24 protein-coding genes, 1 rRNA gene and 1 pseudogene are annotated in these 23,113 nt (G+C 51.1%); 14 read left to right on the forward strand and 12 right to left on the reverse strand.

What is annotated here, in order from left to right; translation table 11 throughout:
- Positions 1-73: ribosomal RNA gene (locus G5S52_RS20530) — 16S ribosomal RNA — on the reverse strand; the annotation flags it as partial.
- Positions 74-687: 614 nt separating this feature from the next.
- On the opposite strand from G5S52_RS20530, the gene G5S52_RS20535 reads away from it, so the two are divergent.
- Complete coding sequence (locus tag G5S52_RS20535; protein WP_165018125.1) at positions 688-1,233, forward strand: gamma carbonic anhydrase family protein; 546 nt, start codon at positions 688-690, stop codon at positions 1,231-1,233.
- Here the strand turns inward: G5S52_RS20535 and G5S52_RS20540 are convergent.
- The 4 genes from G5S52_RS20540 to tsaC are packed head-to-tail and all read right to left on the reverse strand — an operon-like array spanning position 1,230 to position 3,844.
- Complete coding sequence (locus G5S52_RS20540; protein ID WP_165018128.1) at positions 1,230-1,493, reverse strand: DUF1488 family protein; 264 nt, start codon at positions 1,491-1,493, stop codon at positions 1,230-1,232. The two genes, G5S52_RS20535 and G5S52_RS20540, sit on opposite strands and share 4 nt — an antisense overlap.
- Positions 1,494-1,504: 11 nt before the next feature.
- The gene (gene aroE, locus G5S52_RS20545) at positions 1,505-2,323 is read right to left on the reverse strand and encodes a shikimate dehydrogenase (RefSeq protein WP_165018130.1); all 819 of its coding nucleotides are present in this window, start codon (positions 2,321-2,323) and stop codon (positions 1,505-1,507) included.
- An 18-nt stretch (positions 2,324-2,341) separates the two neighbouring features.
- Complete coding sequence (hemF, locus tag G5S52_RS20550; RefSeq protein ID WP_165018133.1) at positions 2,342-3,265, reverse strand: oxygen-dependent coproporphyrinogen oxidase; 924 nt, start codon at positions 3,263-3,265, stop codon at positions 2,342-2,344.
- 21 nt (positions 3,266-3,286) lie between these two features.
- Positions 3,287-3,844, reverse strand: a complete 558-nt coding sequence (tsaC, locus tag G5S52_RS20555) for an L-threonylcarbamoyladenylate synthase type 1 TsaC (RefSeq protein WP_165018135.1) — start codon at positions 3,842-3,844, stop codon at positions 3,287-3,289.
- A gap of 231 nt (positions 3,845-4,075) precedes the next feature.
- Here tsaC and purE point away from each other — a divergent pair, with 231 nt between their 5' ends.
- On the forward strand, positions 4,076-4,561 hold the full coding sequence (gene purE / locus G5S52_RS20560) for a 5-(carboxyamino)imidazole ribonucleotide mutase (RefSeq protein WP_046302761.1): 486 nt from the start codon (positions 4,076-4,078) through the stop codon (positions 4,559-4,561).
- Positions 4,562-4,563: 2 nt separating this feature from the next.
- A complete protein-coding gene (locus G5S52_RS20565) occupies positions 4,564-5,700 on the forward strand; it encodes a 5-(carboxyamino)imidazole ribonucleotide synthase (protein WP_165018138.1) in 1,137 nt (378 codons plus the stop codon).
- Positions 5,701-5,776: 76 nt separating this feature from the next.
- Here G5S52_RS20565 and G5S52_RS20570 read toward each other — a convergent pair whose 3' ends face one another.
- From G5S52_RS20570 to G5S52_RS20585, 4 genes are read right to left on the reverse strand one after another with little or no spacing between them, the layout of a single operon-like run.
- On the reverse strand, positions 5,777-6,343 hold the full coding sequence (locus G5S52_RS20570) for a DNA topoisomerase family protein (protein WP_002540854.1): 567 nt from the start codon (positions 6,341-6,343) through the stop codon (positions 5,777-5,779).
- 17 nt (positions 6,344-6,360) lie between these two features.
- Positions 6,361-6,837, reverse strand: a complete 477-nt coding sequence (locus G5S52_RS20575) for a DUF494 family protein (RefSeq protein ID WP_165018140.1) — start codon at positions 6,835-6,837, stop codon at positions 6,361-6,363.
- 2 nt (positions 6,838-6,839) lie between these two features.
- Positions 6,840-7,937: a DNA-processing protein DprA gene (dprA, locus tag G5S52_RS20580; protein WP_165018142.1), complete on the reverse strand. Its 1,098-nt coding sequence runs from the start codon at positions 7,935-7,937 to the stop codon at positions 6,840-6,842.
- 1 nt (position 7,938) lies between these two features.
- Entirely contained in the window at positions 7,939-8,925 is a 987-nt protein-coding gene (locus G5S52_RS20585) for a LysM peptidoglycan-binding domain-containing protein (RefSeq protein ID WP_368737487.1), read from the reverse strand.
- Between the two features lie 167 nt (positions 8,926-9,092).
- On the opposite strand from G5S52_RS20585, the gene def reads away from it, so the two are divergent.
- The 5 genes and pseudogenes from def to G5S52_RS20610 all read left to right on the forward strand — a co-directional run bounded on the left by def (position 9,093) and on the right by G5S52_RS20610 (position 14,819).
- Positions 9,093-9,605 carry a peptide deformylase gene (def, locus tag G5S52_RS20590; protein WP_165018144.1) on the forward strand — a complete coding sequence of 171 codons (513 nt, stop codon included), beginning with the start codon at positions 9,093-9,095 and terminating at the stop codon, positions 9,603-9,605.
- A gap of 7 nt (positions 9,606-9,612) precedes the next feature.
- On the forward strand, positions 9,613-10,557 hold the full coding sequence (gene fmt, locus G5S52_RS20595; protein WP_165018146.1) for a methionyl-tRNA formyltransferase: 945 nt from the start codon (positions 9,613-9,615) through the stop codon (positions 10,555-10,557).
- A 69-nt stretch (positions 10,558-10,626) separates the two neighbouring features.
- Positions 10,627-11,903, forward strand: a pseudogene (gene rsmB, locus G5S52_RS20600) (16S rRNA (cytosine(967)-C(5))-methyltransferase RsmB).
- A 72-nt stretch (positions 11,904-11,975) separates the two neighbouring features.
- Positions 11,976-13,352 (forward strand): Trk system potassium transporter TrkA, encoded by a 1,377-nt coding sequence (trkA, locus tag G5S52_RS20605; RefSeq protein ID WP_002540846.1) that lies wholly within the window; start codon positions 11,976-11,978, stop codon positions 13,350-13,352.
- Between the two features lie 21 nt (positions 13,353-13,373).
- Positions 13,374-14,819 (forward strand): TrkH family potassium uptake protein, encoded by a 1,446-nt coding sequence (locus G5S52_RS20610; protein ID WP_165018148.1) that lies wholly within the window; start codon positions 13,374-13,376, stop codon positions 14,817-14,819.
- A gap of 14 nt (positions 14,820-14,833) precedes the next feature.
- Here the strand turns inward: G5S52_RS20610 and trhA are convergent, their stop codons facing one another.
- Complete coding sequence (gene trhA / locus G5S52_RS20615; protein WP_165018150.1) at positions 14,834-15,490, reverse strand: PAQR family membrane homeostasis protein TrhA; 657 nt, start codon at positions 15,488-15,490, stop codon at positions 14,834-14,836.
- 83 nt (positions 15,491-15,573) lie between these two features.
- Complete coding sequence (locus tag G5S52_RS20620) at positions 15,574-16,362, reverse strand: sporulation protein (protein ID WP_165018153.1); 789 nt, start codon at positions 16,360-16,362, stop codon at positions 15,574-15,576.
- Between the two features lie 162 nt (positions 16,363-16,524).
- On the opposite strand from G5S52_RS20620, the gene G5S52_RS20625 reads away from it, so the two are divergent.
- From G5S52_RS20625 to G5S52_RS20650, 6 genes are all read left to right on the forward strand, one after another.
- Positions 16,525-17,550 (forward strand): GGDEF domain-containing protein, encoded by a 1,026-nt coding sequence (locus G5S52_RS20625; RefSeq protein WP_165018155.1) that lies wholly within the window; start codon positions 16,525-16,527, stop codon positions 17,548-17,550.
- 213 nt (positions 17,551-17,763) lie between these two features.
- Positions 17,764-17,955 (forward strand): hypothetical protein, encoded by a 192-nt coding sequence (locus tag G5S52_RS20630; RefSeq protein ID WP_165018122.1) that lies wholly within the window; start codon positions 17,764-17,766, stop codon positions 17,953-17,955.
- A 103-nt stretch (positions 17,956-18,058) separates the two neighbouring features.
- Positions 18,059-18,325, forward strand: a complete 267-nt coding sequence (locus G5S52_RS20635; protein ID WP_002540838.1) for a YihD family protein — start codon at positions 18,059-18,061, stop codon at positions 18,323-18,325.
- 544 nt (positions 18,326-18,869) lie between these two features.
- Positions 18,870-20,297 (forward strand): cytochrome c oxidase accessory protein CcoG, encoded by a 1,428-nt coding sequence (gene ccoG, locus G5S52_RS20640; RefSeq protein ID WP_165018157.1) that lies wholly within the window; start codon positions 18,870-18,872, stop codon positions 20,295-20,297.
- A gap of 104 nt (positions 20,298-20,401) precedes the next feature.
- The gene (locus G5S52_RS20645) at positions 20,402-21,388 is read left to right on the forward strand and encodes a serine/threonine protein kinase (RefSeq protein ID WP_165018159.1); all 987 of its coding nucleotides are present in this window, start codon (positions 20,402-20,404) and stop codon (positions 21,386-21,388) included.
- 35 nt (positions 21,389-21,423) lie between these two features.
- A complete protein-coding gene (locus tag G5S52_RS20650; protein ID WP_046302776.1) occupies positions 21,424-22,026 on the forward strand; it encodes a thiol:disulfide interchange protein DsbA/DsbL in 603 nt (200 codons plus the stop codon).
- Positions 22,027-22,099: 73 nt separating this feature from the next.
- On the opposite strand, the gene yihG is transcribed toward G5S52_RS20650, so the two are convergent.
- Positions 22,100-23,023 (reverse strand): 1-acylglycerol-3-phosphate O-acyltransferase, YihG family, encoded by a 924-nt coding sequence (gene yihG / locus G5S52_RS20655; RefSeq protein ID WP_497707162.1) that lies wholly within the window; start codon positions 23,021-23,023, stop codon positions 22,100-22,102.
- Between the last annotated feature and the right edge of the window lie 90 nt (positions 23,024-23,113).

The raw sequence follows: 23,113 nt of genomic DNA on the forward strand, positions 1-23,113 counted from the left end.
GCTGCCGCTCGACTTGCATGTGTTAGGCCTGCCGCCAGCGTTCAATCTGAGCCATGATCAAACTCTTCAATTAAAGTTTTTGGCTCGATGAAATACTGTATAAATTGACTGTGCCGATAACTCCGAAGAGTTTTCGTTTGGTCACTCAGTAAACATCGATAAATCTTTTGTCTATCAATCACGAGTGCCCACACAGATTGCATAGGTCAAATTGTTAAAGAACGTTGACTTGAAGAAGCGTTGCTTCTCATCGTCAGGGCTGCGAATTTTACGCTGCCGGGCGATGAAGTCAAGAAGAAATTTTGAGATTTATCAGCGTTGCTTTCGCAACCCTCAAAACACCTTGTTGACTTGCCTCTCGGGGTGATTTTCCCTTCGAAGCGGGCGGCCATTTTACTGATTCGAAACAGCGCGTCAAGCGTTTATTTCAGCTCAATTATTGAGGCCTTCGCCGTACCGATTTGAGTGAACGTTTCCGCTGTGGGAGCCGCTCTCCGTGTCGGTGAGGCGGCATTATAGGGAGGTCTGAAATTCTGGCAAGGGCTTTTTTGAAGTTTTTTATGAAAAACGATGCGTTCGATTACTTTTCGCCCAAAACGGCATTAAAGTGCATTGAAACGAACAAGAATTGCACTCTTTTCCGCATCAAGATAGTCTGTTTTCAATCATCCTTATTTGGAATTCTCTATGTCTTCTGTACTTCGCAGCTATAAAGGTATCTTTCCAACAGTAGGTGAACGCGTTTACCTCGACCCTTCTTCTGTATTGGTTGGCGATATTACCCTTGGTGATGACGCAAGCATTTGGCCTTTGGTTGCTGCACGCGGTGACGTTAACCATATCCGTATCGGTCAGCGGTCTAACATTCAGGATGGCTCTGTTCTTCATGTCACCCACAAGAACAAAGAGAATCCGGAAGGCTATCCGCTGATCATTGGTGATGACGTGACTGTCGGGCACAAAGTCATGCTACATGGCTGCACCATTGGTAATAAAGTGCTGGTCGGCATGGGCGCGATTGTTCTTGATGGTGCTGTAATAGAAGATGAAGTCATGGTGGGTGCAGGCAGTTTGGTTCCGCCGGGTAAACGCTTAGAGTCTGGTTTTCTCTATGTGGGCAGTCCGGTAAAACAAGCGCGCCCTTTGAAAGAAGCAGAACGCGCTTTTTTGCAGAAATCGTCTGATAACTATGTTGTCACGAAAAATGAGTACATCGCAGAGCTCGAAGGTTAACGCACCCAGATCTCACCGGACGCATTGAAGTCTTCCTCTTCAATGGCTTCTTCTGCTAACTCTTCCAGATCGAAGCGGTTCTCGGCAAACGCTGCCAGAATCGCTTCTTCTGTATTCAAAGCTACTCGCTCTCTCTTTTCCAGATCAGCTATTGAGATAAAGCAGGCAATCAGAGAGCCTGCTTGCTGCGCATCAAAGCGGACAGCGCTTTTTTCAGTATCGACCTGTTCTAGGTCAGGGAAAAGGATGTTCTGGTTCATCTGTACTTCATCTATTCAGCAAGATTACGGCGAAGCTCTCTCAGCACCTGTCCAGTTCCCGGCCTGATACCACGCCAAATCGTAAAACTCTCCGCCGCTTGTCCCACCAGCATACCCAATCCGTCAATCACACGAGCGGCACCGTTATCCAGAGCCCACTGGTTACTGCTGGTCACGCCTGAGCCATATACCATGTCGTAAACCACGGTTTGACTGCCAAACACAGTCGCTGAGATTTGTGGGTGTTCTCCTGAAAGGCTGGCAGATGTGGAATTCACCACCACATCAAACTCTCCTTCCAGCGATTCAAAGCTGGTTGCCGACACACTGCCATTATCCGCAAATAGTGATGCCAGCATCTCGGCTTTACTTGCAGTGCGGTTAGCAATCACCAGTTGTGCAGGCTCGTGAGCCAGTAAGGGCAGAATCACTCCCCTCGCTGCGCCACCTGCACCAAGCAGTAAAATTTTAGCGCCTTCGAGTTGGACATGGTGACTCAGCAGATCCTGCACCAGACCTTCCCCGTCCGTGTTATCGCCGAGTATGCCGCCATCATCAAGCTTTTTCAGTGTGTTCACCGCCCCAGCGAGCTTAGCCCGCTCGGTCAGCATAGTGGCCAACTTAAACGCCTCTTCTTTAAAAGGCACAGTGACGTTACATCCTTTGCCGCCACTGTTAAAAAAGGCAGTTACCGCTTCCTCAAAACCACCGATTGGCGCTTCGAGTGTCTCATAATTCATTGCCTGCGCAGTCTGGCGCGCAAACAAGGTGTGTATAAAAGGGGACTTACTGTGTGAGATCGGGTTGCCGACAACGACATATTTATCCACGACTTTGTTTTCCTTGAATTACCATTCCCTTGGTTTCAAAAACTCTGTGTAGAGCTTCTCTTCAGCAGATCCCGGCTCAGGCTCGAATCCATACTCCCAGCGCACCAGTGGTGGCATAGACATCAGGATTGATTCTGTCCGTCCGCCGCTTTGCAGACCAAACAGAGTGCCACGATCGTAAACAAGATTAAACTCAACATAACGCCCACGGCGATAAAGTTGGAATTCGCGCTCACGTTCACCGTAAGCAACATCTTTGCGTTTCTGCACGATCGGGAGGTAAGCGTCGAGGTAACCTTCACCCACGGCTTTAATGTAATCGAAAGACGCGTCAAATCCCCACTGGTTCAAATCATCAAAGAAAAGACCACCGACACCACGGGTTTCGTTACGGTGAGGTAGGAAGAAATAACGATCACACCAGGCTTTGTGCTCAGCATAAACATCAGCGCCAAAGGGTGCACAAATAGACTTCGCCGTTTGGTGCCAATGAACACAATCTTCTTCTACCGGATAGAACGGCGTGAGATCGAAGCCACCACCAAACCACCAAACCGGGGCTTCCCCTTCTTTTTCAGCAATGAAGAAACGGACATTGGCGTGGGAAGTCGGAACATTCGGGTTTTTCGGATGCACCACCAAAGACACACCCATGGCTTCAAAGCCTCTGCCTGCCAGTTCAGGACGGTGCGCCGTCGCCGAGCCTGGCATTTTGTCCCCAAACACGTGGGAGAAGTTCACGCCAGCCTGCTCAAATACATTGCCATCGCGAAGCACCCGGCTTTTACCACCGCCGCCCGCAGGTCTTTCCCAGGCATCTTCCTCAAATGTCGCGCCGCCGTCTTCTTTTTCCAGCGCAACACATATAGTGTCCTGCAACGACAGCAAAAAGCGCTTAACCGCCTCTTTATCAACCTGCTGAGGAAGGTTCTGATTCTCCACGTAATTTCCTTGTACTTTTATTTAGCCCTGACGAAGCACCTTACCAGAACGCGCATCTCGGATCTCGGTAGGCTTGTCACGTCCGCCAATTTTTCCTTCTAAAACATTCGGTACACGTCTACCCAATTGCTCTACCACTTCCGCCACACTGCGACACGGCTCTTCACCGCTAAGGTTTGCACTGGTTGATGTGATGGGTTTGCCATAAGAAAGACACAGTTCGCGAACATCCGGATGATCGGAAACGCGCACAGCGACAGTATCGAACTGCCCAGTCACCCAGTCGGTGATCTTCTTGCCAGCCGGCATGACCCAGGTAACGGGACCCGGCCACGTTGCTAAAACCTCTGCTTTCACTGCTTCGCTCAGGCTATCGAAGTCAATGTATCCGTCTAACTGGGAAAGCTCTGCCGCGATCAGAATGAGGCCTTTGGCCTTATCACGCTCTTTAACATCTAAAAGCGCCTGCACAGCGGCTGGGCTGTCCGGGTCGCAGCCCACACCAAATACCCCTTCTGTGGGATACGCGATAACTTCCCCGCGCGCCAACGCTGCCACGCATTGCTTAACATTCGCCAATGCTCTTCTCCTGCCTCTACCCGAAAAATTCGGCTTACTATGACCAACTTTACCCGACGTTCTCAACACTTTTGTCACAAATCGAAACAGACTTTCTATCAGCCCCGTTTATATCAGGCATCCAAACAGCAGCAAACAGACTGACGCAAACGTTTTCCTTGCTGCTTTTTGCCGATATAATGCGCCCACTTTCCATGTTTCAGCGGTTAACGAGCATTTACAGGAGTTACTATGAAAGTCGGCATCATCATGGGTTCTAAGTCAGACTGGCCAACCATGAAAAACGCAGCAGATATGCTGGATCACTTCGGCGTTGCCTACGAGACCAAAGTGGTTTCCGCCCACCGCACTCCTGGCCTGCTCGCAGATTATGCCAGCGAAGCTGCTTCACGTGGCCTGAAAGTGATTATTGCCGGCGCTGGTGGTGCTGCTCACCTACCTGGGATGACCGCTGCATTTACCAGCCTTCCTGTACTGGGTGTACCGGTTCAGTCAAAAGCGCTGAAAGGGATGGATTCGCTACTTTCTATCGTTCAAATGCCAAAAGGTGTGGCAGTCGGTACGCTGGCGATTGGTGATGCGGGTGCCGCGAATGCCGGTCTGCTTGCGGCACAAATTCTAGCCACTAATGATGCAGAGCTGATGGCGAAAGTCGACGCTTTCCGTCAGAACCAAACAGACACCGTTCTCGCTAACCCTGACCCATCGGTAGATTAATCATGAATGTGCTGGTTCTCGGTGCCGGACAGCTGGCACGTATGATGGCGCTGGCAGGCGCCCCCCTAAATCTTAAGATTAGCGCGTACGATGTGCGAAGCGGCAACCTTGTACACCCGGTCACGCTGGAAGTTCTTGGGCAAGGTCTGGAAAACGGAATTGCCGATGCGGATGTGATTACTGCTGAGTTTGAACACATCGCGCCGGACGTACTGGACGTCTGTCAGGCCAGCGGTAAGTTCTACCCTGGTGAAACCGCCATACTGACCGGTGGCGACCGCCGTCTGGAAAAAGCATTACTGGATAAAGCAGGTGTAGCCAATGCCCGTTATCAGGTGATTGAATCCCGAGAAGATTACGATTCAGCAATCGCCAACATCGGCCTGCCTCTCATCCTGAAAAGCGCCCTAGATGGCTATGATGGCAAAGGCCAGTGGCGCTTAAAGCCTGACTCGGACATCGAAGCAGTCTGGCAGGATATCGACCAGTTCCTCAAAACCTCTCCGCAAGGTGCGCGCCAGTGTGTGATTGCCGAAGAATTTGTGCCATTTGACCGCGAAGTGTCATTAATCGGTGCGCGCAATGCCAAAGGTGATTTGGAAATTTACCCACTGACCGAGAACATCCACACCAACGGTATCTTGAGCGTGTCGGTAGCAGCTGGCGACAATGATGCAGTTCAGGCTCAGGCTGAAGCCATGTTTAAAGCGGTGGCAGACACACTGGATTATGTCGGCGTACTGGCGATTGAGTTTTTTGATGTCGGCGGCAACCTCAAAGTGAACGAGATTGCGCCGCGCGTACACAACTCCGGTCACTGGACACAGCAAGGTGCTGAGGTCTGTCAGTTTGAGAACCACCTTCGCGCTGTCTGTGGCTTACCGCTTGGCAGTGCCAAACGCATCCGTCCAACTGCGATGATCAACATCGTCGGTCAGGTGACTGTCCCGACGGATGTCATGGGACTGGCGCATGTGCATTGGTACGACAAAGCGCCGCGACCGGGCCGTAAGATTGGCCACATCAACCTGTGCGCAGACAATGCAAAGGCATTGGGTGAAGCACTTCAGGAAGTTGCCAACCACTTGGACGACACTGAGTTTCCCGCCATTCAAAGTGCCGCAGAAACATTAAGCTGAGTGAGCCAAGCCCAAAACGAGAAAAGCCGCTGCTAGCGGCTTTTCTTTTTCTCATACCAGATAAATCTACTTCGGGTCATTGCCCCTGTTTGTGCTGACATTTTTTATCCGCGCAAACTTTCACGATGCCCGCCGCCAGCTTTTTCTCAAGCAGCAGCGGATATCCGCAAACCTCACAGTTGCCCTTGATGGGCTTAAGGTTCACGGCGAATTTGCATTTCGGGTAAGCGTCGCACGCATAGAAGGCTTTACCAAAACGCGATTTCTTCTCGTGCAGCTTTCCTTTGCGGCACTCAGGACAGTTGATGTCCATGGTTTCCGCTTCAGGTTCCTGATCGCGCTTTTCGATATGTTGGCATTCCGGATACGCCGAACAGCCGATGAACATGCCGAAACGTCCTTGGCGGAGCACCAACTCGTTGCCACATTCCGGGCACGGCATACCAAGCTCTTTCACTATGTGTCCGTCATTGTGGTTCAGTGACTCGATGAAATCACAAGCCGGATAGCCAGTACACGCTTTGAAAGGGCCGCGTTTACTGTGCTTGATAACAAGAGCGCTGCCACATTTAGGGCAGCGCTCTTCATTTTCCAGCGCATGTTCATGGGCGCTGAACAGGGAATCGTCAATTTTTCCAGCCAAAGCAGACCAGCCTCAAATCAGTGAAGGTATTCATCTTCCGCTGTGCTATAGAGTAGCTCTTCCATTTGATCGTACGCACCCTCGTTGCCGGGCACGTTAAACAGCACCATCAGGATCACCCATTTCAGATCTTCCAATACAAATTCCTGCGTATCGAGCTCCATAACTCGGTCAATCACCATCTCACGGGTTTCAGGGCTCAGTACACTGATTTGCTCAAGGAAAGTCAGAAAACCTCGGCTCTCGGTATCCAGTCGATCCATCTCTTTCGGGGTATAGATACGAACAGAAGTGAGCGCGCCGCCAGTTAGGTATGGGGTCTTGTCGGCGTCTTGAAGTAGCGCCAGCTTTTCAAGCCAGTTCAGCGCTTTGTATATATCGTCTTGATGAAATCCAGCTCTGGAGAGTTCATCAGCCAGTTCGTCCTGATCCACCATCAACTCAACATCGCTGTGGATATAGGTTTCAAACAGGTACATTAAGATGTCCATCATGGCTATCCCCTCCTCGTTCTGACATAACCACCGGGTACCGCTGTTACCAGCCCCTGTAGCTCAAGTTCTAACAACTGCATCATGATTTCGTGAACGGGTTCATCGCAGATTTCTGCAAGCACATCGACACACCTTGCTTCATTTCCTACGTTAGCCAACAGTTCAGGAAATGGCAATTCTTCTTGCAAAACTTGGGCCTGAGCGACCTCCAACTGGTGGTTTATTGCACAGCCAGCCAATGCGCCAACCTGCTCTAACATTTCGTCCACCGACTCCACCAGAAAAGCGCCCTGCTTTATCAAGCCGTTACTGCCTTTCGCATGCGGGTTATGGATAGAGCCCGGTAGAGCAAAGACATCCCGTCCTTGTTCAAGCGCCAGCCTGGCGGTGATCAGCGAACCACTCTTCATTGCCGCTTCCACCACCAGCACTCCTGTAGATAGACCGCTGATAATACGATTTCGTCTCGGGAAAAATGCAGGTTTTGGCGGCGACCAGGGCCAAAGCTCTGACACCAGTGCACCATTCTCCCTGATATCGTCAGACAGTTGACGGTGTCTGGCAGGGTAAATCTTCTCAAGCCCCGAGCCCAACACGGCAATGGTTTTCCCTTTGCCATCGAGTGCCCCACGGTGCGCCCTGCCATCAATGCCCAAGGCCAGACCGCTGGTCACGACGACATCGTGAGCGGCAAGCTCTTTGGCAAAAGCATGAGCCAGTGACAAGCCATCGTTGGATGCATGACGACTGCCAACCATCGCGAGTTGCGGCAGTGACAGTATATGGGGATCGCCGTCGACAAATAAAAGAGGGGGAGCACCACTGATTTGCTTTAAGAGGTAAGGATAGCGGGAATCGGTCAGCGAGATGATATGCCTGCCTGGTGCTGATGCCCAGGTCAGGCATTTGTCGATAATGGAAAAGTCAGGTTGTCGCAGCGCCTGAATTTGAGCGGGCTTTAAGCCAAGTGCTGCTAGCTCGATGTCCTCCATCTCGTCCAGTTTGTGCGGTGGGTACCGGCTGATGATCTTACTGACCGCCTGACTGCCGAGGCGGGGAACAGCGGCGAGCCTAAGCCACCACTCAAGCTCGCGAGACATCTTATCCTTCCGCTGCGATAACCGGCATATCCGCTTTCAGTGGCTTATCGGCTTCCACCACCATGGCAAGACTGAAGAAAGGATAGCTGCGGATAACCAATAAAGTGCCTGCCGATGTTGATGGCAAGACTTTCACCACATCGCCGCCACCGTTGTCGATATCGCTGTCGTAGCGCATCTCACCCTTAGTGCCTTTCATTGCCACACCCGGCACCACCACCGAAAGGGTATGCCCTTCATTCAGGCCGTCCTGTTCGCCCAGCTCGACCACTACGATTTGACGGTGTCCAACATAGTTGCTGCCGTAAAGGTGTCCGACCATTCTGCCCTCAACACCGTCAGGCGCGGGTTTAGGGTGGAAAATTTCTCCGGTTTTCGCACCAAGTGCAGGCAATAGAATATCGTTAGGTTTGATTTCCTGGTTTTGGCGGGTCAGCGTCATTTCAGCGATGTCATCAATCGAGCGCACCAGCTTGGCTTCCCCGACTTTCTTGAGGCTTATCATGCGCACCACCGCATCACCCTTTTCCCGCTGAAAATCCGTCACAGTACGATAGATAAACCACTCTTCTGTGTCTAAAGACTTATCAACAAAAAACGGCGTGCGTTTAGAGATATAACTCCATCCTTCCTGCGTGCCCAATACTCGCGGAGCGAGCAAATACTCACGCTCATGAATGAGGGTGTCATAGGTCAGGAACTGGCGCAGAACCGATGGCGAAGTGCTGTTGATAGGGGTTGAGTCGGTACGGTTAGCCCCTGCCGTATAAGAAAGCACAGGTTTGCCATCAAGCCAGCTCAGGCGAAGTTTGTCGCCCGGATAGATAAGATGAGGATTTTTGATTGCCGGATTGTGTTGCCAAAGCGTCGGCCAGTGCCAAGGTTTTTCAAGATACAGGCCCGCAATATCCCAAAGGGTATCACCTTTTTTCACGGTATAGTTTTCAGGCGCATCAGCGCTCAAACGCACTTCTGACGCAGCTATCACACCTGGCAGCCCCAGCGCCAGACAAAAATGATAAGCTTTTTAAACATCCCTTGTCTCCAAAAGCGTACTTTCGATTTGGATGCTGTCATTTGAATAGCAAAATGTCTAGAATTAGCCCAATTACCGAAGCCGGATACGGCGCAGTTCAACATATTTAAGAGACGTTTATGAGTGTATTACAGGTTTTGACCTTCCCGGACGATCGCCTACGCACGGTGGCGAAACCGGTAGAAAGCGTCACACCAGAGATCCAGACCATTGTTGATGACATGCTGGAAACCATGTACGACGAAGAAGGCATTGGCCTTGCTGCGACCCAGGTGGACATCCACCAGCGCATCGTTGTGATTGATATTTCAGAAACCCGCGATGAGCCTATGGTGCTGATCAACCCTGAAATCATCGATAAACGCGGTGAAGACGGCATCGAAGAAGGTTGTCTGTCTGTCCCTGGTGCACGCGCACTGGTATCCCGTGCATCTGAAGTGACAGTGAGAGCACTGGATCGCGACGGCAACGAATACCAATTCGAAGCAGATGACCTTCTGGCTATCTGTGTTCAGCACGAACTGGACCACCTTGAAGGCAAACTGTTTGTCGATTACCTGTCGCCCCTGAAGCAACAGCGCATCAAACAGAAGCTGGAAAAAATCAAACGCGCCAACCAAAAAGCCAGCTGAGGTTTCCTTGAGCGACTCATTGAAAATCGTATTTGCCGGTACGCCGGATTTCGCCGCCCGTCATCTGGCGGCGTTGTTGTCTTCACACCATGAGGTGGTAGCAGTTTATACCCAGCCTGACCGTCCGGCGGGCCGTGGTAAGAAATTGACTGCCAGCCCAGTCAATCTGCTGGCGCAGGAACACAAGATTCCTGTTTATCAGCCAGCAAGCCTGAAAGCGGAAGACGCGCAGCAAGAGCTAGCTGCCATTGGTGCTGACATCATGGTCGTAGTGGCTTATGGCCTGCTGCTACCTAAAGTGGTGCTAGACACACCTCGCCTTGGCTGTATCAATGTTCACGGCTCTATCCTGCCGCGCTGGCGTGGCGCTGCGCCTATCCAACGCTCAATCTGGGCGGGCGATGCAGAGACAGGCGTCACCATCATGCAGATGGATGAGGGTCTGGATACCGGCGATATGCTGAAAATCGCAACCCTGAACATCGACGCCAAAGAAACCAGTGCCACGCTTTATGAAAGACTGGCGGAAATGGGCCCTGAAGCCTTGGTGGAATGTCTGGGTGATATTGCTTCTGGCAAAGCCGTTGCTGAAAAGCAGGACGATGAGCTTGCCAACTACGCGAAAAAGCTCAGCAAAGAAGAAGCGCAAATCGACTGGACCATGAGCGCCGACGCCATTGAACGTTGCATCCGCGCCTTTAACCCATGGCCGATGAGTCACTTCTCTGTGGCGGACAACAACATCAAAGTCTGGGATGCCGAAGTCGAAGCAGAAGACAGCGGCAAAGCGCCGGGCACCATTTTGTCCGCCGACAAGAAAGGTATCCGAGTGGCAACCGGAGAAGGCGTGTTGCGCCTGACATCCATCCAGCCACCGGGCAAAAAAGCCATGAGCGCGGCAGACATTCTGAACTCCCGCCGCGACTGGTTTGAACCTGGCACCCAACTGTAATTGAGAAGGCCAGCTTGCTGGCCTTTTTTAGTGGCTCGCATTCACGTGAGCAAACACTGAGGTATATTCATGAACGTTAGAGCTGTCGCTGCACAGGTTATTTATCAGGTTGTCGACCAAGGACAATCCCTGTCAGCCGCCCTGCCGCCTGCCCAACAAAAGTCGCCCCACGCGATGGCGCCCTGCTGCAGGAGATCTGCTACGGGGTGCTGCGCTGGTTGCCGCGTCTCGAATCCATCACTCAATCTCTGATGGACAAGCCACTCAAAGGCAAGCAACGCGTTTTCCATCATTTGATTTTGGTCGGCCTATACCAGCTTAACTACATGCGCATTCCAGCCCACGCGGCGGTCGCAGAAACCGTGAATGCCACCAAGGCACTGAAAAAGCCCCAACTCCGCGGCCTTATCAATGCCGTGCTACGTAATTACCAACGCAATCAGGAAGCTTTAGATGCCGCCGCTGTCGCGCACGACGCGGGTAAATACGGTCACCCTGGCTGGTTGCTGAAGCTGCTACAAAAAGCTTACCCAAGTGAGTGGGAGCAGGTGGTTGAAGCCAACCATGAAAAGGCGCCTATGTGGCTGCGTGTAAACCGCACCCATCACACCCGCGATGCTTACAAAGCCCTTTTGGATGAAGCAGGCATTGAGACCGCAATCCATCCTGAAGCGGAAGATGCACTGAAACTGGCAACACCTTGTGATGTCACGGCCCTGCCAGGCTTTTCAGAGGGCTGGGTCTCGGTGCAGGACGCGGCTGCGCAGCTGTCGGTCGATTACCTTAAGCCTCAGGCTGGCGAGCTCATCCTTGATTGCTGCGCTGCGCCGGGCGGAAAAACCTGCCACATCCTTGAGCACGAGCCAACGGCAAAGGTTGTTGCAATGGATGTGGACGCCACCCGTCTTACCCGTGTGGAAGAAAACCTCAAACGCCTGAAGCTCGACGCGCAGGTGATTTGTGGTGATGCCCGTACTCCGGGTGAGTGGTGGCAGGGTGAGCAGTTTGATCGTATTCTGCTCGACGCGCCTTGTTCAGCTACCGGTGTTATTCGCCGCCATCCGGATATCAAGTGGCTTCGCCGCGCCGACGACATCGATCAGTTAGTGTCGCTGCAGTCTGAAATTCTTGATGCAATGTGGGCGCAGCTGAAATCTGGTGGTACGCTGGTCTATGCGACGTGCTCGGTCACCCCGCAAGAAAACGCAGAACAGGTGAAAGCTTTCCTCGCCCGCACGTCAGATGCGACATTGGAAACCGGCTCACCTGAGCAACCGGGCCGACAAATCCTGCCCGGCCAGGAAAACATGGATGGGTTCTATTACGCTGTTATCAAAAAGGCGTAATGGAGTCAGCGCGGGCAGCAACCACTGCCCGCGATAACAATAAAAAATTGAACCGAGGTTCACGCAGACGTTATGAAAATCATCATCTTGGGGGCTGGACAAGTCGGTGGCACACTGGCTGAAAACCTGGTGGGCGAAAACAACGACATCACCATCGTCGATAAAGACCCCGAGCGACTCAGGGAACTGCAAGACAAATACGATCTCCGCGTCATCCAAGGCTACGCCAGCCACCCTTCCACTTTACTGGAAGCCGGCGCACAGGACGCTGACATGTTGGTCGCGGTCACCAACTCCGACGAAACCAACATGATTGCCTGTCAGGTTGCCTTCACTCTGTATAACACACCGAACCGTGTTGCCCGTATCCGAAGCCCTGAATACCTCGCCACCAAAGATCAACTGTTCCAGACCGATGCTTGCCCGGTTGAATATCTGATTGCACCAGAAGAGTTGGTGACTCAGTACATCCAGCGTCTGATTGAATACCCGGGTGCACTACAGGTGGTGAACTTTGCCGATAACAGAGTCGGTCTGGTTGCCGTAAAGGCCTATTACGGTGGTCCGCTGGTGGGTAATGCGCTGTCTGCCCTTCGCGAGCACATGCCCCATGTAGATACCCGCGTGGCGGCGATTTTCCGTCGTGACCGCCCTATCCGCCCGCAAGGCACGACCATCATCGAAGCCGATGATGAGGTTTTCTTTGTCGCAGCAAGCAACCACATCCGCTCGGTGATGAGTGAGCTTCAGCGCCTTGAAAAACCGTACAAGCGCATCATGATTGTCGGCGGTGGTAACATCGGTGCCGGTCTCGCACGAAGCCTTGAACGTTCTTACAGCGTGAAGCTGATTGAACGTAACCCACGACGCGCTGAGCAGCTTTCGGAAATTCTCGAGAACACCATCGTCTTCTGTGGTGATGCCGCGGATCAAGAGCTTCTGAGCGAAGAGCATATCGACCAGATTGACGTGTTCATTGCGGTCACCAACGAAGATGAATCCAACATCATGTCAGCCATGCTGGCCAAGCGCCTTGGCGCCAAAAAGGTGATGGTATTGATTCAACGCGGTGCTTATGTTGACTTGGTGCAGGGCGGTGCGATTGATGTGGCGATATCGCCGCAGCAAGCCACTATTTCAGCGCTGCTGACCCACGTGCGTAAAGCCGACATCGTGAACGTGTCTTCGCTACGCCGCGGCGCAGCAGAAGCGATTGAAGCCATCGCTCATGGAGATTCCAACACGTCGAAAGTGGTGGGACGTGCTATTGGCGACATCAAACTGCCACCAGGTACCACCATTGGTGCGATCGTAAGGGAAGAGGAAGTCCTGATCGCCCACGATAAAACCGTTATTCAGCAGGACGATCACGTCGTGATGTTCCTGGTAGATAAAAAATATATTCCGGACGTGGAAAGGCTGTTCCAGCCAAGTCCATTCTTCCTCTAAAGACAAAACGCATCACAGTGTATGGTTAACTTCAAACCGGTACTGTTCGTCATAGGGCTGGTCTTATCCAAGATCGCCCTATTTATGTATGTACCCACCCTTACTGCCTTTTTCACCGGTACCGCCGGTTTTCTCGACTTCGGCCTTTCGGTCATCATCACCCACGTCGCTGCGTTTGCCTGTCTGACGCTTGGTAAAACCGAGGATTTCCGTCTCAACGCCCGCGACATGTTTGTTATCACCACCATGGTATGGCTGATTGCCAGTGCTTTCGCCGCCTTGCCCTTTGTCTTCATCAATCACATCAGCTTTACTGACGCTTACTTTGAGACCATGTCCGGTATCACCACCACGGGTTCTACGGTGCTGAGTGGCCTCGACAGCATGGCGCCATCGATCCTGCTTTGGCGCTCCATACTGCAGTGGCTCGGCGGCGTCGGATTTATCGTGATGGGCGTGGCTATCCTGCCGTTTCTGAATGTCGGTGGTATGCGCCTGTTCCAGACCGAGTCTTCCGACTGGTCCGCTAAATCCAGTCCGCGTACCAAAAACGTCGCCATCAGTATCATGAAGGTGTATGTCTCGCTGTCCGCACTATGTTTTATCGCCTACTGGCTAACGGGCATGACAGCATTTGAAGCGGTGAACCACGCCATGACGACGTTATCGACGGGTGGCTATTCCACCTCAGATAGCTCAATGAACCATTTCAGCCACGCTGCACATTGGGTCGCCACCTTGTTTATGTTCGCGGGTGGCCTGCCATTTCTTCTGATGATTAACGCACTGCGCCGACGGGAGCCCAGCATGCTGGTAAACGATGCACAGGTGCGGGGCTTTACCTATCTGGTACTGGCAACGGCGCTGATGGTGGCAATCTGGCTGGTGTTGACCAAAGACTATGGAGCGATGGACGCAGTGAGGGTTTCGCTGTTTAACATTGTCTCCGTGATAACAACCACCGGCTTTGGACTGGATGACTTTACGGCGTGGGGACCTTTCGCGTCGGTGATTTTTGCTTTTATGCTGATCGCTGGTGGCTGTTCAGGTTCAACCTCAGGCGGCGCAAAAATCTTCCGTTTCCAAATTGCGCTCGCCTTGCTGAAAAAACAAATCCAGCAACTGGTGCACCCTTCGGGCGTTTTTATCCAGCGCTATAATGGCCGCCCGGTCAACGAAGACATCGTGCGCTCTGTGGTGGCATTCGCCATTACCTACATTATGACCATACTGGTGGTTGCGATGGTGCTGGCCGCTACCGGGCTTGATGGCATCACCAGCCTGACAGGAGCAATGACAGCAGTGGCAAATGTAGGGCCAGGCATGGGCACTATGATTGGGCCAACAGGAAATTTTGCCGGATTATCTGATACTGCCAAATGGGTGCTCAGCATCGGCATGTTGATGGGACGGTTGGAAATTCTGACTGTACTGGTTTTACTGTTTCCGGTTTTCTGGCGCGACTAAGCGCGCCAGCTCACTCATACGGGCGGCACGTACCAGTAAATAGCGAGGAAGTGCAGCAACGTGCCGCCCAGCACAAACAGATGCCAGATAGCATGATTGTATGGAATGCTTTGTTTCACGTAGAAAATTACACCCAGCGAATACACCAAGCCGCCCAAGCCCAACAATACCATGCCGGCTGTCGGCATCACCTGCGCCAGTTGATAAACCACCACCAGAGACAGCCACCCCATCGCCAGATACGTCGCCAGTGACAGCGATTTAAACCGGTACACAAAGGCAATTTTCAGGATCACCCCGACCAGCGCAATCCCCCAAATCAATGCCATCACCCAGTTTGCCAACGGCGTTCTGAGACTTATCAGCATAAAAGGCGTGTATGTGCCCGCGATGAGCAGATAGATGGCGCAGTGGTCGAAGGTTTTGAGTGCGCGCTTCGCACCGGCAAATGGAATCGCATGGTAGAGCGTGGATGCCAGATAAAGCAGGATGATACTGGCACCATACACACTGTAGCTGGCAATACTGAGCGCGTCGGCATGCTCACCGACAGCTTTCACCAAAAGCATCACTAAAGCCACGATGCCAAAAATCACACCCAGGCCATGGCTGACGCTGCTGGCAATTTCTTCTTTCACCGAATATTGAGACGCAGAAGCCGCTGTTGTCATGCGACAGTCTCCTTAATTGCTAACGCATTTGAGAGGTCCAGCGGCGAGTATGACACATTTAAGCGTACACGTGTAAGCTTAAATTATTGCGAGATTTGCTCCAGCAATGTTTTAATCTCAGCGACCACTTCCTCAGCGCTTCCTGCGACAGTTAATTCGCGGGAAAGCTTGTTGGCACCGACAAATCGCCCTACTGCCGCCCCAATACCTTCACCCTGTCGTCCAAAGGTCATCACAAGGTGAAGGGCGTCTTCAGATTTTGTCGCCACAAGCGCCATCTCCCTGAACACAGATTGGTAAGGTTCCGATACAGTCGCCCACTCGAACTGCTGCTCAAATGGCATAGGCTGTCGCTCGACTTCCTCGTTTTTCACTTTTTCGATGCGAAAGCCTGATTTCTCAAACGCGGTGAAAGCCGCATCCAGTTGGTTATCCGGTTTCACCGTCAACTCGGTTTTCGATGAGGTGTCTTTACCCATCGGAATATCGAGGTTCACTTCAAGCCAAATCTTGCCATCACCCATCGACAAGGGAGTATTCAGCGGAAGGGTCATTGCTGATTCAAAATGCACAGATTTACCCGGTTCAGTGGTAAACGCATCCGGGAGAGACCACTTAGCCAAAACATGAGATTTACGACGACGTTGCTTCTTTCTACCTTGTTCGCCTTGAGTTCTTAGCTCTTCCCATCCCATGTAGTCACAGCAAACCGACAGCTCAATCGCATCGACTGGTTGGCCAACATCGCCGCCAGTGACAGTCACCACCACCTTGGTTTGTTCGCCCTGTATCAAGGTCGTGGAGCCCAGTTCAACGCTGATTTCTGCGCTGCCAACCCCCACTTTCGCCAACGTTTTTTTCAACCATCCCATGTTTTTCAATCCTTATTTTCTTGCGCTTAAAAGCTGCCCAACAATTTTAGACAGAAAACAAATACTGTGATGTCACAGCAACGCGTCAAATTCAGTCTAAGATTAAAAGACTGGTAATCGATGGCGTTTTTGCCTCGGAAAATTACGGAGAATAAGCCAGCCATGTCAAAAGAGAATTTTGCGCTAACTTCTGGATATTTGAAGAAAGTTGTCCCCCTTCTGATGAAGTACCAGGTTCCCGCAACCCCCCCTAATTACGCCCTTTGGTATACCTATGTGGCAAATGCTGATGCGGAGCTCGCCAAGAGAATCGATGAATCGATCAAAGAGACAGGGACACTGAGTCCAACGCTCTGCGAAGAGCTCTACAGTAACCATGTTGCGGATGAAAAGGTCAAAGATGTTGATGAATTCCAGCGCGGGCTTCAAGCGCTGGCGCTGGAAATGGGTAACACCATGGAAGACACGTTGAAAGACACCGCGACCTTTCAAAACACCTTGGACAAAACCTTCTCGCAACTCGCCCGCGTCGGAGAAGAAACCCTGTCGATGGAAGAAACCGTCGCCATGGTCAAAAAAGCGGTGAAAGGCTCCAACGAGTTGCGTCAATCCACGAATTTCTTCAAAAACCAGCTGGCAGAGGCGCAAAAAGAGATTTCAAGACTCAAAGAAACGCTCCAGCAGGCCAATGATGATGCTTTGCACGACGCACTGACAGGCATCTATAACCGCCGCGCCTTTGACTCTGAGTTGGAAACGTTGGCCGCCAATCCACCACCGAAAGGTTTCACCCTTTTACTGTGCGATTTGGATCACTTTAAGAGTTTCAACGACACCTACGGTCACTTGATGGGCGATCAGGTATTGAAGCTGACTGCCAAGCGGTTGTCCGACTATTGTCGTGACGGAATCAACGCTTACCGTTATGGCGGAGAAGAGTTTGCACTGCTGGTGCCTAACCGTGCACTCAGTGGCGGGTGCAGGGTGGCCGAGACGATACGCGCTACCATCGACAAGCTAGCGATCAAGGACAAGAAAACCGGCAAGAAGCTCGATAACATCTCTGTCTCGATAGGTGTAGCGGAATATGAAAAGGGCGAAAGTATCCGTAACCTCATCAGCCGTGCCGACGCCCAATTATATGAGGCCAAAAATTTGGGTAGAAACCGTGTCATGCCCGTGACATAAGGGCGAGATACTCACTGTAAAGGCGGGTTTACTCCGCCTTTTTTTCTGCGCGAATTATTTTTATCACTGCTGCTTTTTTCGGCAATTTTTTCCTGTTATTATCCGCCCGATTTCGCACTTCGCGAACCCCAGAGTGAACACGCAGTAAGGCTAGCAGCCATTGGAATTCCTGACGTCACTCTGTAAGAGAACCCCGTCATGGATGCGCAACCAATGAGAACCTTAAATGCGCCCAGTTACTGTTCGACCTGTACGTGTTACCCGCACTCCATCACGCATGCGTGCACATTTTTTGCGCCAGCATTCAAAAGCAAAACCAACACGAATCTGAATGGCACTCCAGACCTGACTCTGGTGCGTCCAACACCAGTCGTGGTTGAAATGCCAGAAGGTGAAGCGGCTTAATTGACCCTTGCTGTGATTGGTCTGCCCGTCTGAATCTGGTACTGTAAACAGATAAGTCACATAAAAAGTAAGGCCAAAATCCGGCCAGTTGGAGTCTTCAAAAATGAAATGTCATCGCGTTAATGAACTTATCGAACTGCTTCATCCTGAGTGGCAGAAAGAGCCTGAACTGAACCTGCTTCAAATGATCAGTAAATTGGCAGAAGAAGCCGGATACGAAGGTAAGCTGGAAGATCTGACCGATGACGTGCTGATTTATCATCTGAAAATGCGTAACAGCCAAAAAGATGAAATGATCCCAGGATTGGCAAAAGACTGTGAAAACGACTTCAAAACCGCTATTTTGCGTGCGCGTGGCATTATCAGCTAAGAGTGCGCAATAAACCGGATATATACCCAAACGACCTGAAAATGCTCGCATTCAGAGGCCCTCAATGCGTTCAATTCAAGGCAAATTTCGCGAGGAATAGTCGTTCTATTTCCGTGGAATTTAACGATGAAGTGAGTGTATTGAGGGCCTCCCTTCGGGCGAGTTGACTGCCGTCGTGCTCTTTGTTGTCCCTTTTTGATGGAGGTGGCTACACCTACAAAGGGACGCCGCGATCACAACACCAGTCAAACTCGCTGAATCCGGCATCGTCAGGTTGTTTGGGTATAAAGGCGAAGCTTCTGGCTTCGCTTTTTTATATTCAAAACAAAAGGCTGTTACACATCAACAGTGTGATTGTCCGGTTAATTTCCCACCACACGCACAGAATTCCTCTTTCCTCCTCAGATATAATCTGACGTCTATCATTTATGTTAGTGATAGATAACTATCAAAGTGTTGAGTGTTAATCGATGAAAGACACTGACAACGTATCAGTGTCAGCAATGTTCGGGAAATCCCGATTGACCCAAGGAATGCAGGTGTCATGAGCAAGGATAAAATTGACGTCAAAGACGTTACCCCCAAAGAGTTCAACCCAAAAACCCATAAAACCAGTGGAGATCGTTTCAACCCAGGTAACCGCATCTATGTGCGGGCGATGACTGGGGTATTCCAGAAACTTCGCCAGAAAATGGGCTGGTTCTTTATGCTGTTGTTCGTGTTGACCCCATGGATCCCATATGGCGACCGCCAGGCGATCCTGATTGATATCGGCAAGCAACAGTTCAACTTCTTCGGCACCACCCTTTGGCCTCAGGACCTGACCCTGCTCGCCACCCTGTTTATGATTGCCGCCTTTGGCCTTTTCTTTATCACTACCTTTTTAGGACGGGTCTGGTGTGGGTACCTCTGTCCACAAACGGTATGGACCTTTATCTACATCTGGTTTGAGGAAAAGCTTGAAGGTCCGGCCAACAAACGAAAGAAGCAGGACTCACTGCCAATCACGAAAGAGTTATTCCTACGAAAAACAGCTAAACATATTTGCTGGTTTGCCGTTGCACTCCTCACTGGCCTCACATTCGTTGGCTACTTCGTACCTGTCAAAGAACTCTTTATCGACTTCTTCACCTTCAACAGCAGCTTCTGGGTTGCTTTCTGGGTGCTGTTTTTCAGTGTCTGTACTTACGGAAACGCTGGTTGGATGCGCTCTATAATGTGTATTCACATGTGTCCTTATGCACGCTTCCAGTCCGCTATGTTCGACAAAGACACCTTTATCGTGGGTTACGACACCCAGCGCGGTGAAAAGCGCGGTCCACGTTCGCGCAAAGTCGACCCGAAAGAGAAAGGGTTGGGCGATTGCATCGACTGTAACCTGTGTGTTCAGGTGTGTCCGACTGGCATCGACATCCGTGATGGCTTGCAATATGAGTGCATCAACTGTGGTGCTTGTATTGATGCCTGTGACGAGACCATGAGCAAAATGAACTACGCCAAAGGCCTCATCAGCTACACCACCGAGCACAAACTCGAAGGTCATAAAGTCGATATCGTCAGACCTAAGCTGATTGGCTATGGGATTGTGATGGTGGCCATGCTGGGATTGTTTGTGATGCTCTTCTCTGCCGTGCAACCAATGGGACTAGACGTTATCCGTGACCGCACACAGCTATTTAAGACCAATAGCGACGGCCTGATTGAAAATACCTACACCCTGAAAATACTCAACAAGACTCAATCACCGGAAACCTACTCGATCACCGTGAAAGGGCTTGATGGTGTGGAATGGTACGGCAAGCAGGAAGTGACCCTGACCGCCGGTGAGATCTTCACCCTACCAATCAGCCTGGGGGTTGACCCTTATGAGCTGAGCACGCCGGTGGCCAATATCACCTTCGTGCTGGAGCGCCAATCGGGGGATGATAAGAAAATCATCGAAACAGAAAGCCGCTTTATCAGTAAGATGTAGCGCACTTTCCCGAAAAAACGGACGCCAGCTGAGCGTCCGTTTTTTATCTTCGACGGTAAACTCTGCTACCATCACAACCCACACACCTTAACCTAGCCAACCCTATGAGCGACGCCCAATTTAGCTATGAACATCTCACGCCAGACACCTTGCTCAATGCATTGGAGTCGGTTGGCATTCGCCCGGAATCAGGCCTTCTGGCATTGAACAGCTACGAAAACCGAGTCTATCAGTTTCAGGATGAAGAACGCCGTCGACTGGTGACTAAGTTTTACCGACCACAGCGCTGGAGCCGAGAGCAAATCCTCGAAGAGCACGCCTTTGCCGATGATCTCGAGCAGGCTGAAATTCCAGTCGCCGCACCAATGAAAATCGACGGAGAAACGCTGTTCAACTTCGAAGGCTACCAGTTTGCGGTTTTCCCAAGTGTCGGCGGCCGAACGTTCGAAGTGGACAACTGGGACCAGCTTGAAATGGTGGGCCGCTTTTTAGGTCGTATCCACAAAGTCGGCGCCAGTAAGCCCTTTGTGCATCGTCCGACCATTGGTCTGGATGAATACCTCTTCGCGCCGCGTAAAGCGCTGGAAAATTCAAGCTTCATCCCAATGCATCTCGAAAATGCCTTCTTTGCTGATCTGGACCTTCTAATCAGCGTATTAAAGGAGCGCTGGACCCCCAATGTGAACACCCTGCGTTTGCACGGTGACTGCCACCCAAGCAACATTCTTTGGCGCGATGGCCCTATGTTTGTGGACTTGGATGATGCCAGGAATGGCCCGGCCATTCAGGATATCTGGATGCTGCTCAACGGTGACCGACACGACCAGCTCGCACAGCTGGATACGATTTCCGAGGCATATTCAGAATTTCACGATTTTCCCGCCAATGAGTTGCAACTAATTGAACCATTACGCGGTCTGAGAATGGTGCATTACATGGCATGGCTGGCAAAACGCTGGGAAGATCCGGCATTTCCGCGTGCATTTCCATGGTTTGCTGAGGCAAAATACTGGGAAAATCAGGTACTCGCCTTTAAAGAACAATTGGCCGCCCTTGAAGAACCACCGCTCACACTGGCTCCTCAATGGTAAGCAGCCATGAATAACACTCAGGGAGAAAAGACGTTATGTTGAAAAAAATGTTGGCTGTAGCTGCAGCGGCAATGTTGGCCTTTTCGGCGCAGGCAGCGCGCTTCAACGCAGGGGAAGACTATCAGGTACTCGACCTGCCAAAGAGCGACACACCAAGTGTGGTTGAGTTTTTCTCGTTCTATTGCCCACACTGCTTTAAAAGCGAACCGCTGATGCAGGAGCTGAAGAAGAATATCCCAGATAATGCCAGCTTCACTAAAAACCATGTGTCCTTTATGGGCGGCAACATGGGTAAAGCACTGAGCAAAGCCTATGCGACGGCTGTGATGCTGGATGTAGAAGACAAGATGGTGCCGGTGATTTTTAACCGTATCCACCTGATGCAAAAGCCACCACGCAATGAAGAAGAACTGCGCCAGATGTTTATCGATGAAGGTGTAGACGCTGATAAGTTTGACGGCACTTTCAACAGCTTTGCCGCAAATGGTATGGCAAACCGCTTTGATAAAGCCTTCCAGGATTCGGGCCTTCGTGGCGTGCCAGCACTGATTGTGAACGGCAAATACCACGTGACACCAAAAACCGTGAAGACCAAAGAAGATTACTTCGCGCTGGTTAACTTCCTGCTGACCCAGTAAGAGAACCTAGCAACATGAAAAAAGGGCCATCAGGCCCTTTTTTGTTATCTGTAACTTTTTCAGCTTTAATTTTCTAAACCGCCGTTTTCTCTCGCTCGACGATATCGACATCTGGCTGCGTGTGGCCATAAATACCATCCAGCCTGACATCTTTCTCTCCCCAAACATCATTGAGCCATTGATGGAAGCGGCGCTTGAACACTTTGTCGTTGAAGTAATCGCCTTTGACGTTTTCATCCACGGGCAGTGTGTCGATACGCACCACAATCTTTTTCATTTTGCCGCTCAGTAAATCCCTAAAAGGCAAATGACGGTTATCCGGATACGCCACCGTGACATTGATAATGGCATCGAACTGATCCCCCATTGCACCCAAGGTGTAAGCAATACCACCAGTTTTAGGAGGCAGTAGGTTGTTATACGGCGATCGCGTCTGCTGCTTCTTTTCTTCCGTGAAGCGGGTGCCTTCAACGAAGTTGACCACAGTGGTTGGGGTGTGGCGAAAGCGCTCACAGGATTTACGGGTGGTTTCCAGATCGCTTCCACGCTTTTCCGGATGTTTTAACAGGTACTGACGTGAATAGCGCTTCATGAATGGCATATCTACCGCCCAGCAAGCCATGCCAAGAAACGGAACGTACAAAAGCTGCTGCTTTAAGAAGAACTTCGCCATCGGAATACGGTTTCGGAATACCGAAAAAATCACCACGATGTCAGTCCAGCTAAGATGATTGCAGATAAGCAGATACCAGCCATCTTTTCTCAGGGTCTCACCACCCTGAATATCCCATTCCACGTTGGAGGTCAGGTTCAGAAGCTTATGGTTTCCGGTTGCCCATGCCCACATCATGCCGTTACAAAGGCGGGTGATCCCCCCTTGCAAAACCGGAATGGGTAACAACATTTTGATCAGGGCAAAACAGCAGATCAGCACTGACCAAAACGCAGTATTCAAGCACACCAGAAAGGCGTTCAGATAAAGTAACAATGTCTCAATCTCGCGGTATATTCACTGAGTTGTCATCCAAAGGTCATAATACGACGCAGAAATAAAAAACACCATTCAGTTACAAGTGGTCACATCAGT

This window comes from Grimontia sedimenti, assembly GCF_011045095.1.
In the GTDB taxonomy this organism is placed as follows: domain Bacteria; phylum Pseudomonadota; class Gammaproteobacteria; order Enterobacterales; family Vibrionaceae; genus Enterovibrio; species Enterovibrio sedimenti.

Bases quoted from the DNA above. Each gene is read 5' to 3' on its own strand.
- G5S52_RS20535 (WP_165018125.1), top strand. From the start codon at position 688: ATGTCTTCTGTACTTCGCAGCTATAAAGGTATCTTTCCAACAGTAGGT.
- G5S52_RS20540 (WP_165018128.1), bottom strand. From the start codon at position 1,493: ATGAACCAGAACATCCTTTTCCCTGACCTAGAACAGGTCGATACTGAA.
- purE (WP_046302761.1), top strand. From the start codon at position 4,076: ATGAAAGTCGGCATCATCATGGGTTCTAAGTCAGACTGGCCAACCATG.
- G5S52_RS20565 (WP_165018138.1), top strand. From the start codon at position 4,564: ATGAATGTGCTGGTTCTCGGTGCCGGACAGCTGGCACGTATGATGGCG.
- G5S52_RS20575 (WP_165018140.1), bottom strand. From the start codon at position 6,837: ATGATGGACATCTTAATGTACCTGTTTGAAACCTATATCCACAGCGAT.
- dprA (WP_165018142.1), bottom strand. From the start codon at position 7,937: ATGTCTCGCGAGCTTGAGTGGTGGCTTAGGCTCGCCGCTGTTCCCCGC.
- def (WP_165018144.1), top strand. From the start codon at position 9,093: ATGAGTGTATTACAGGTTTTGACCTTCCCGGACGATCGCCTACGCACG.
- trkA (WP_002540846.1), top strand. From the start codon at position 11,976: ATGAAAATCATCATCTTGGGGGCTGGACAAGTCGGTGGCACACTGGCT.
- G5S52_RS20610 (WP_165018148.1), top strand. From the start codon at position 13,374: ATGGTTAACTTCAAACCGGTACTGTTCGTCATAGGGCTGGTCTTATCC.
- trhA (WP_165018150.1), bottom strand. From the start codon at position 15,490: ATGACAACAGCGGCTTCTGCGTCTCAATATTCGGTGAAAGAAGAAATT.
- G5S52_RS20620 (WP_165018153.1), bottom strand. From the start codon at position 16,362: ATGGGATGGTTGAAAAAAACGTTGGCGAAAGTGGGGGTTGGCAGCGCA.
- G5S52_RS20625 (WP_165018155.1), top strand. From the start codon at position 16,525: ATGTCAAAAGAGAATTTTGCGCTAACTTCTGGATATTTGAAGAAAGTT.
- G5S52_RS20630 (WP_165018122.1), top strand. From the start codon at position 17,764: ATGAGAACCTTAAATGCGCCCAGTTACTGTTCGACCTGTACGTGTTAC.
- G5S52_RS20635 (WP_002540838.1), top strand. From the start codon at position 18,059: ATGAAATGTCATCGCGTTAATGAACTTATCGAACTGCTTCATCCTGAG.
- ccoG (WP_165018157.1), top strand. From the start codon at position 18,870: ATGAGCAAGGATAAAATTGACGTCAAAGACGTTACCCCCAAAGAGTTC.
- G5S52_RS20645 (WP_165018159.1), top strand. From the start codon at position 20,402: ATGAGCGACGCCCAATTTAGCTATGAACATCTCACGCCAGACACCTTG.
- G5S52_RS20650 (WP_046302776.1), top strand. From the start codon at position 21,424: ATGTTGAAAAAAATGTTGGCTGTAGCTGCAGCGGCAATGTTGGCCTTT.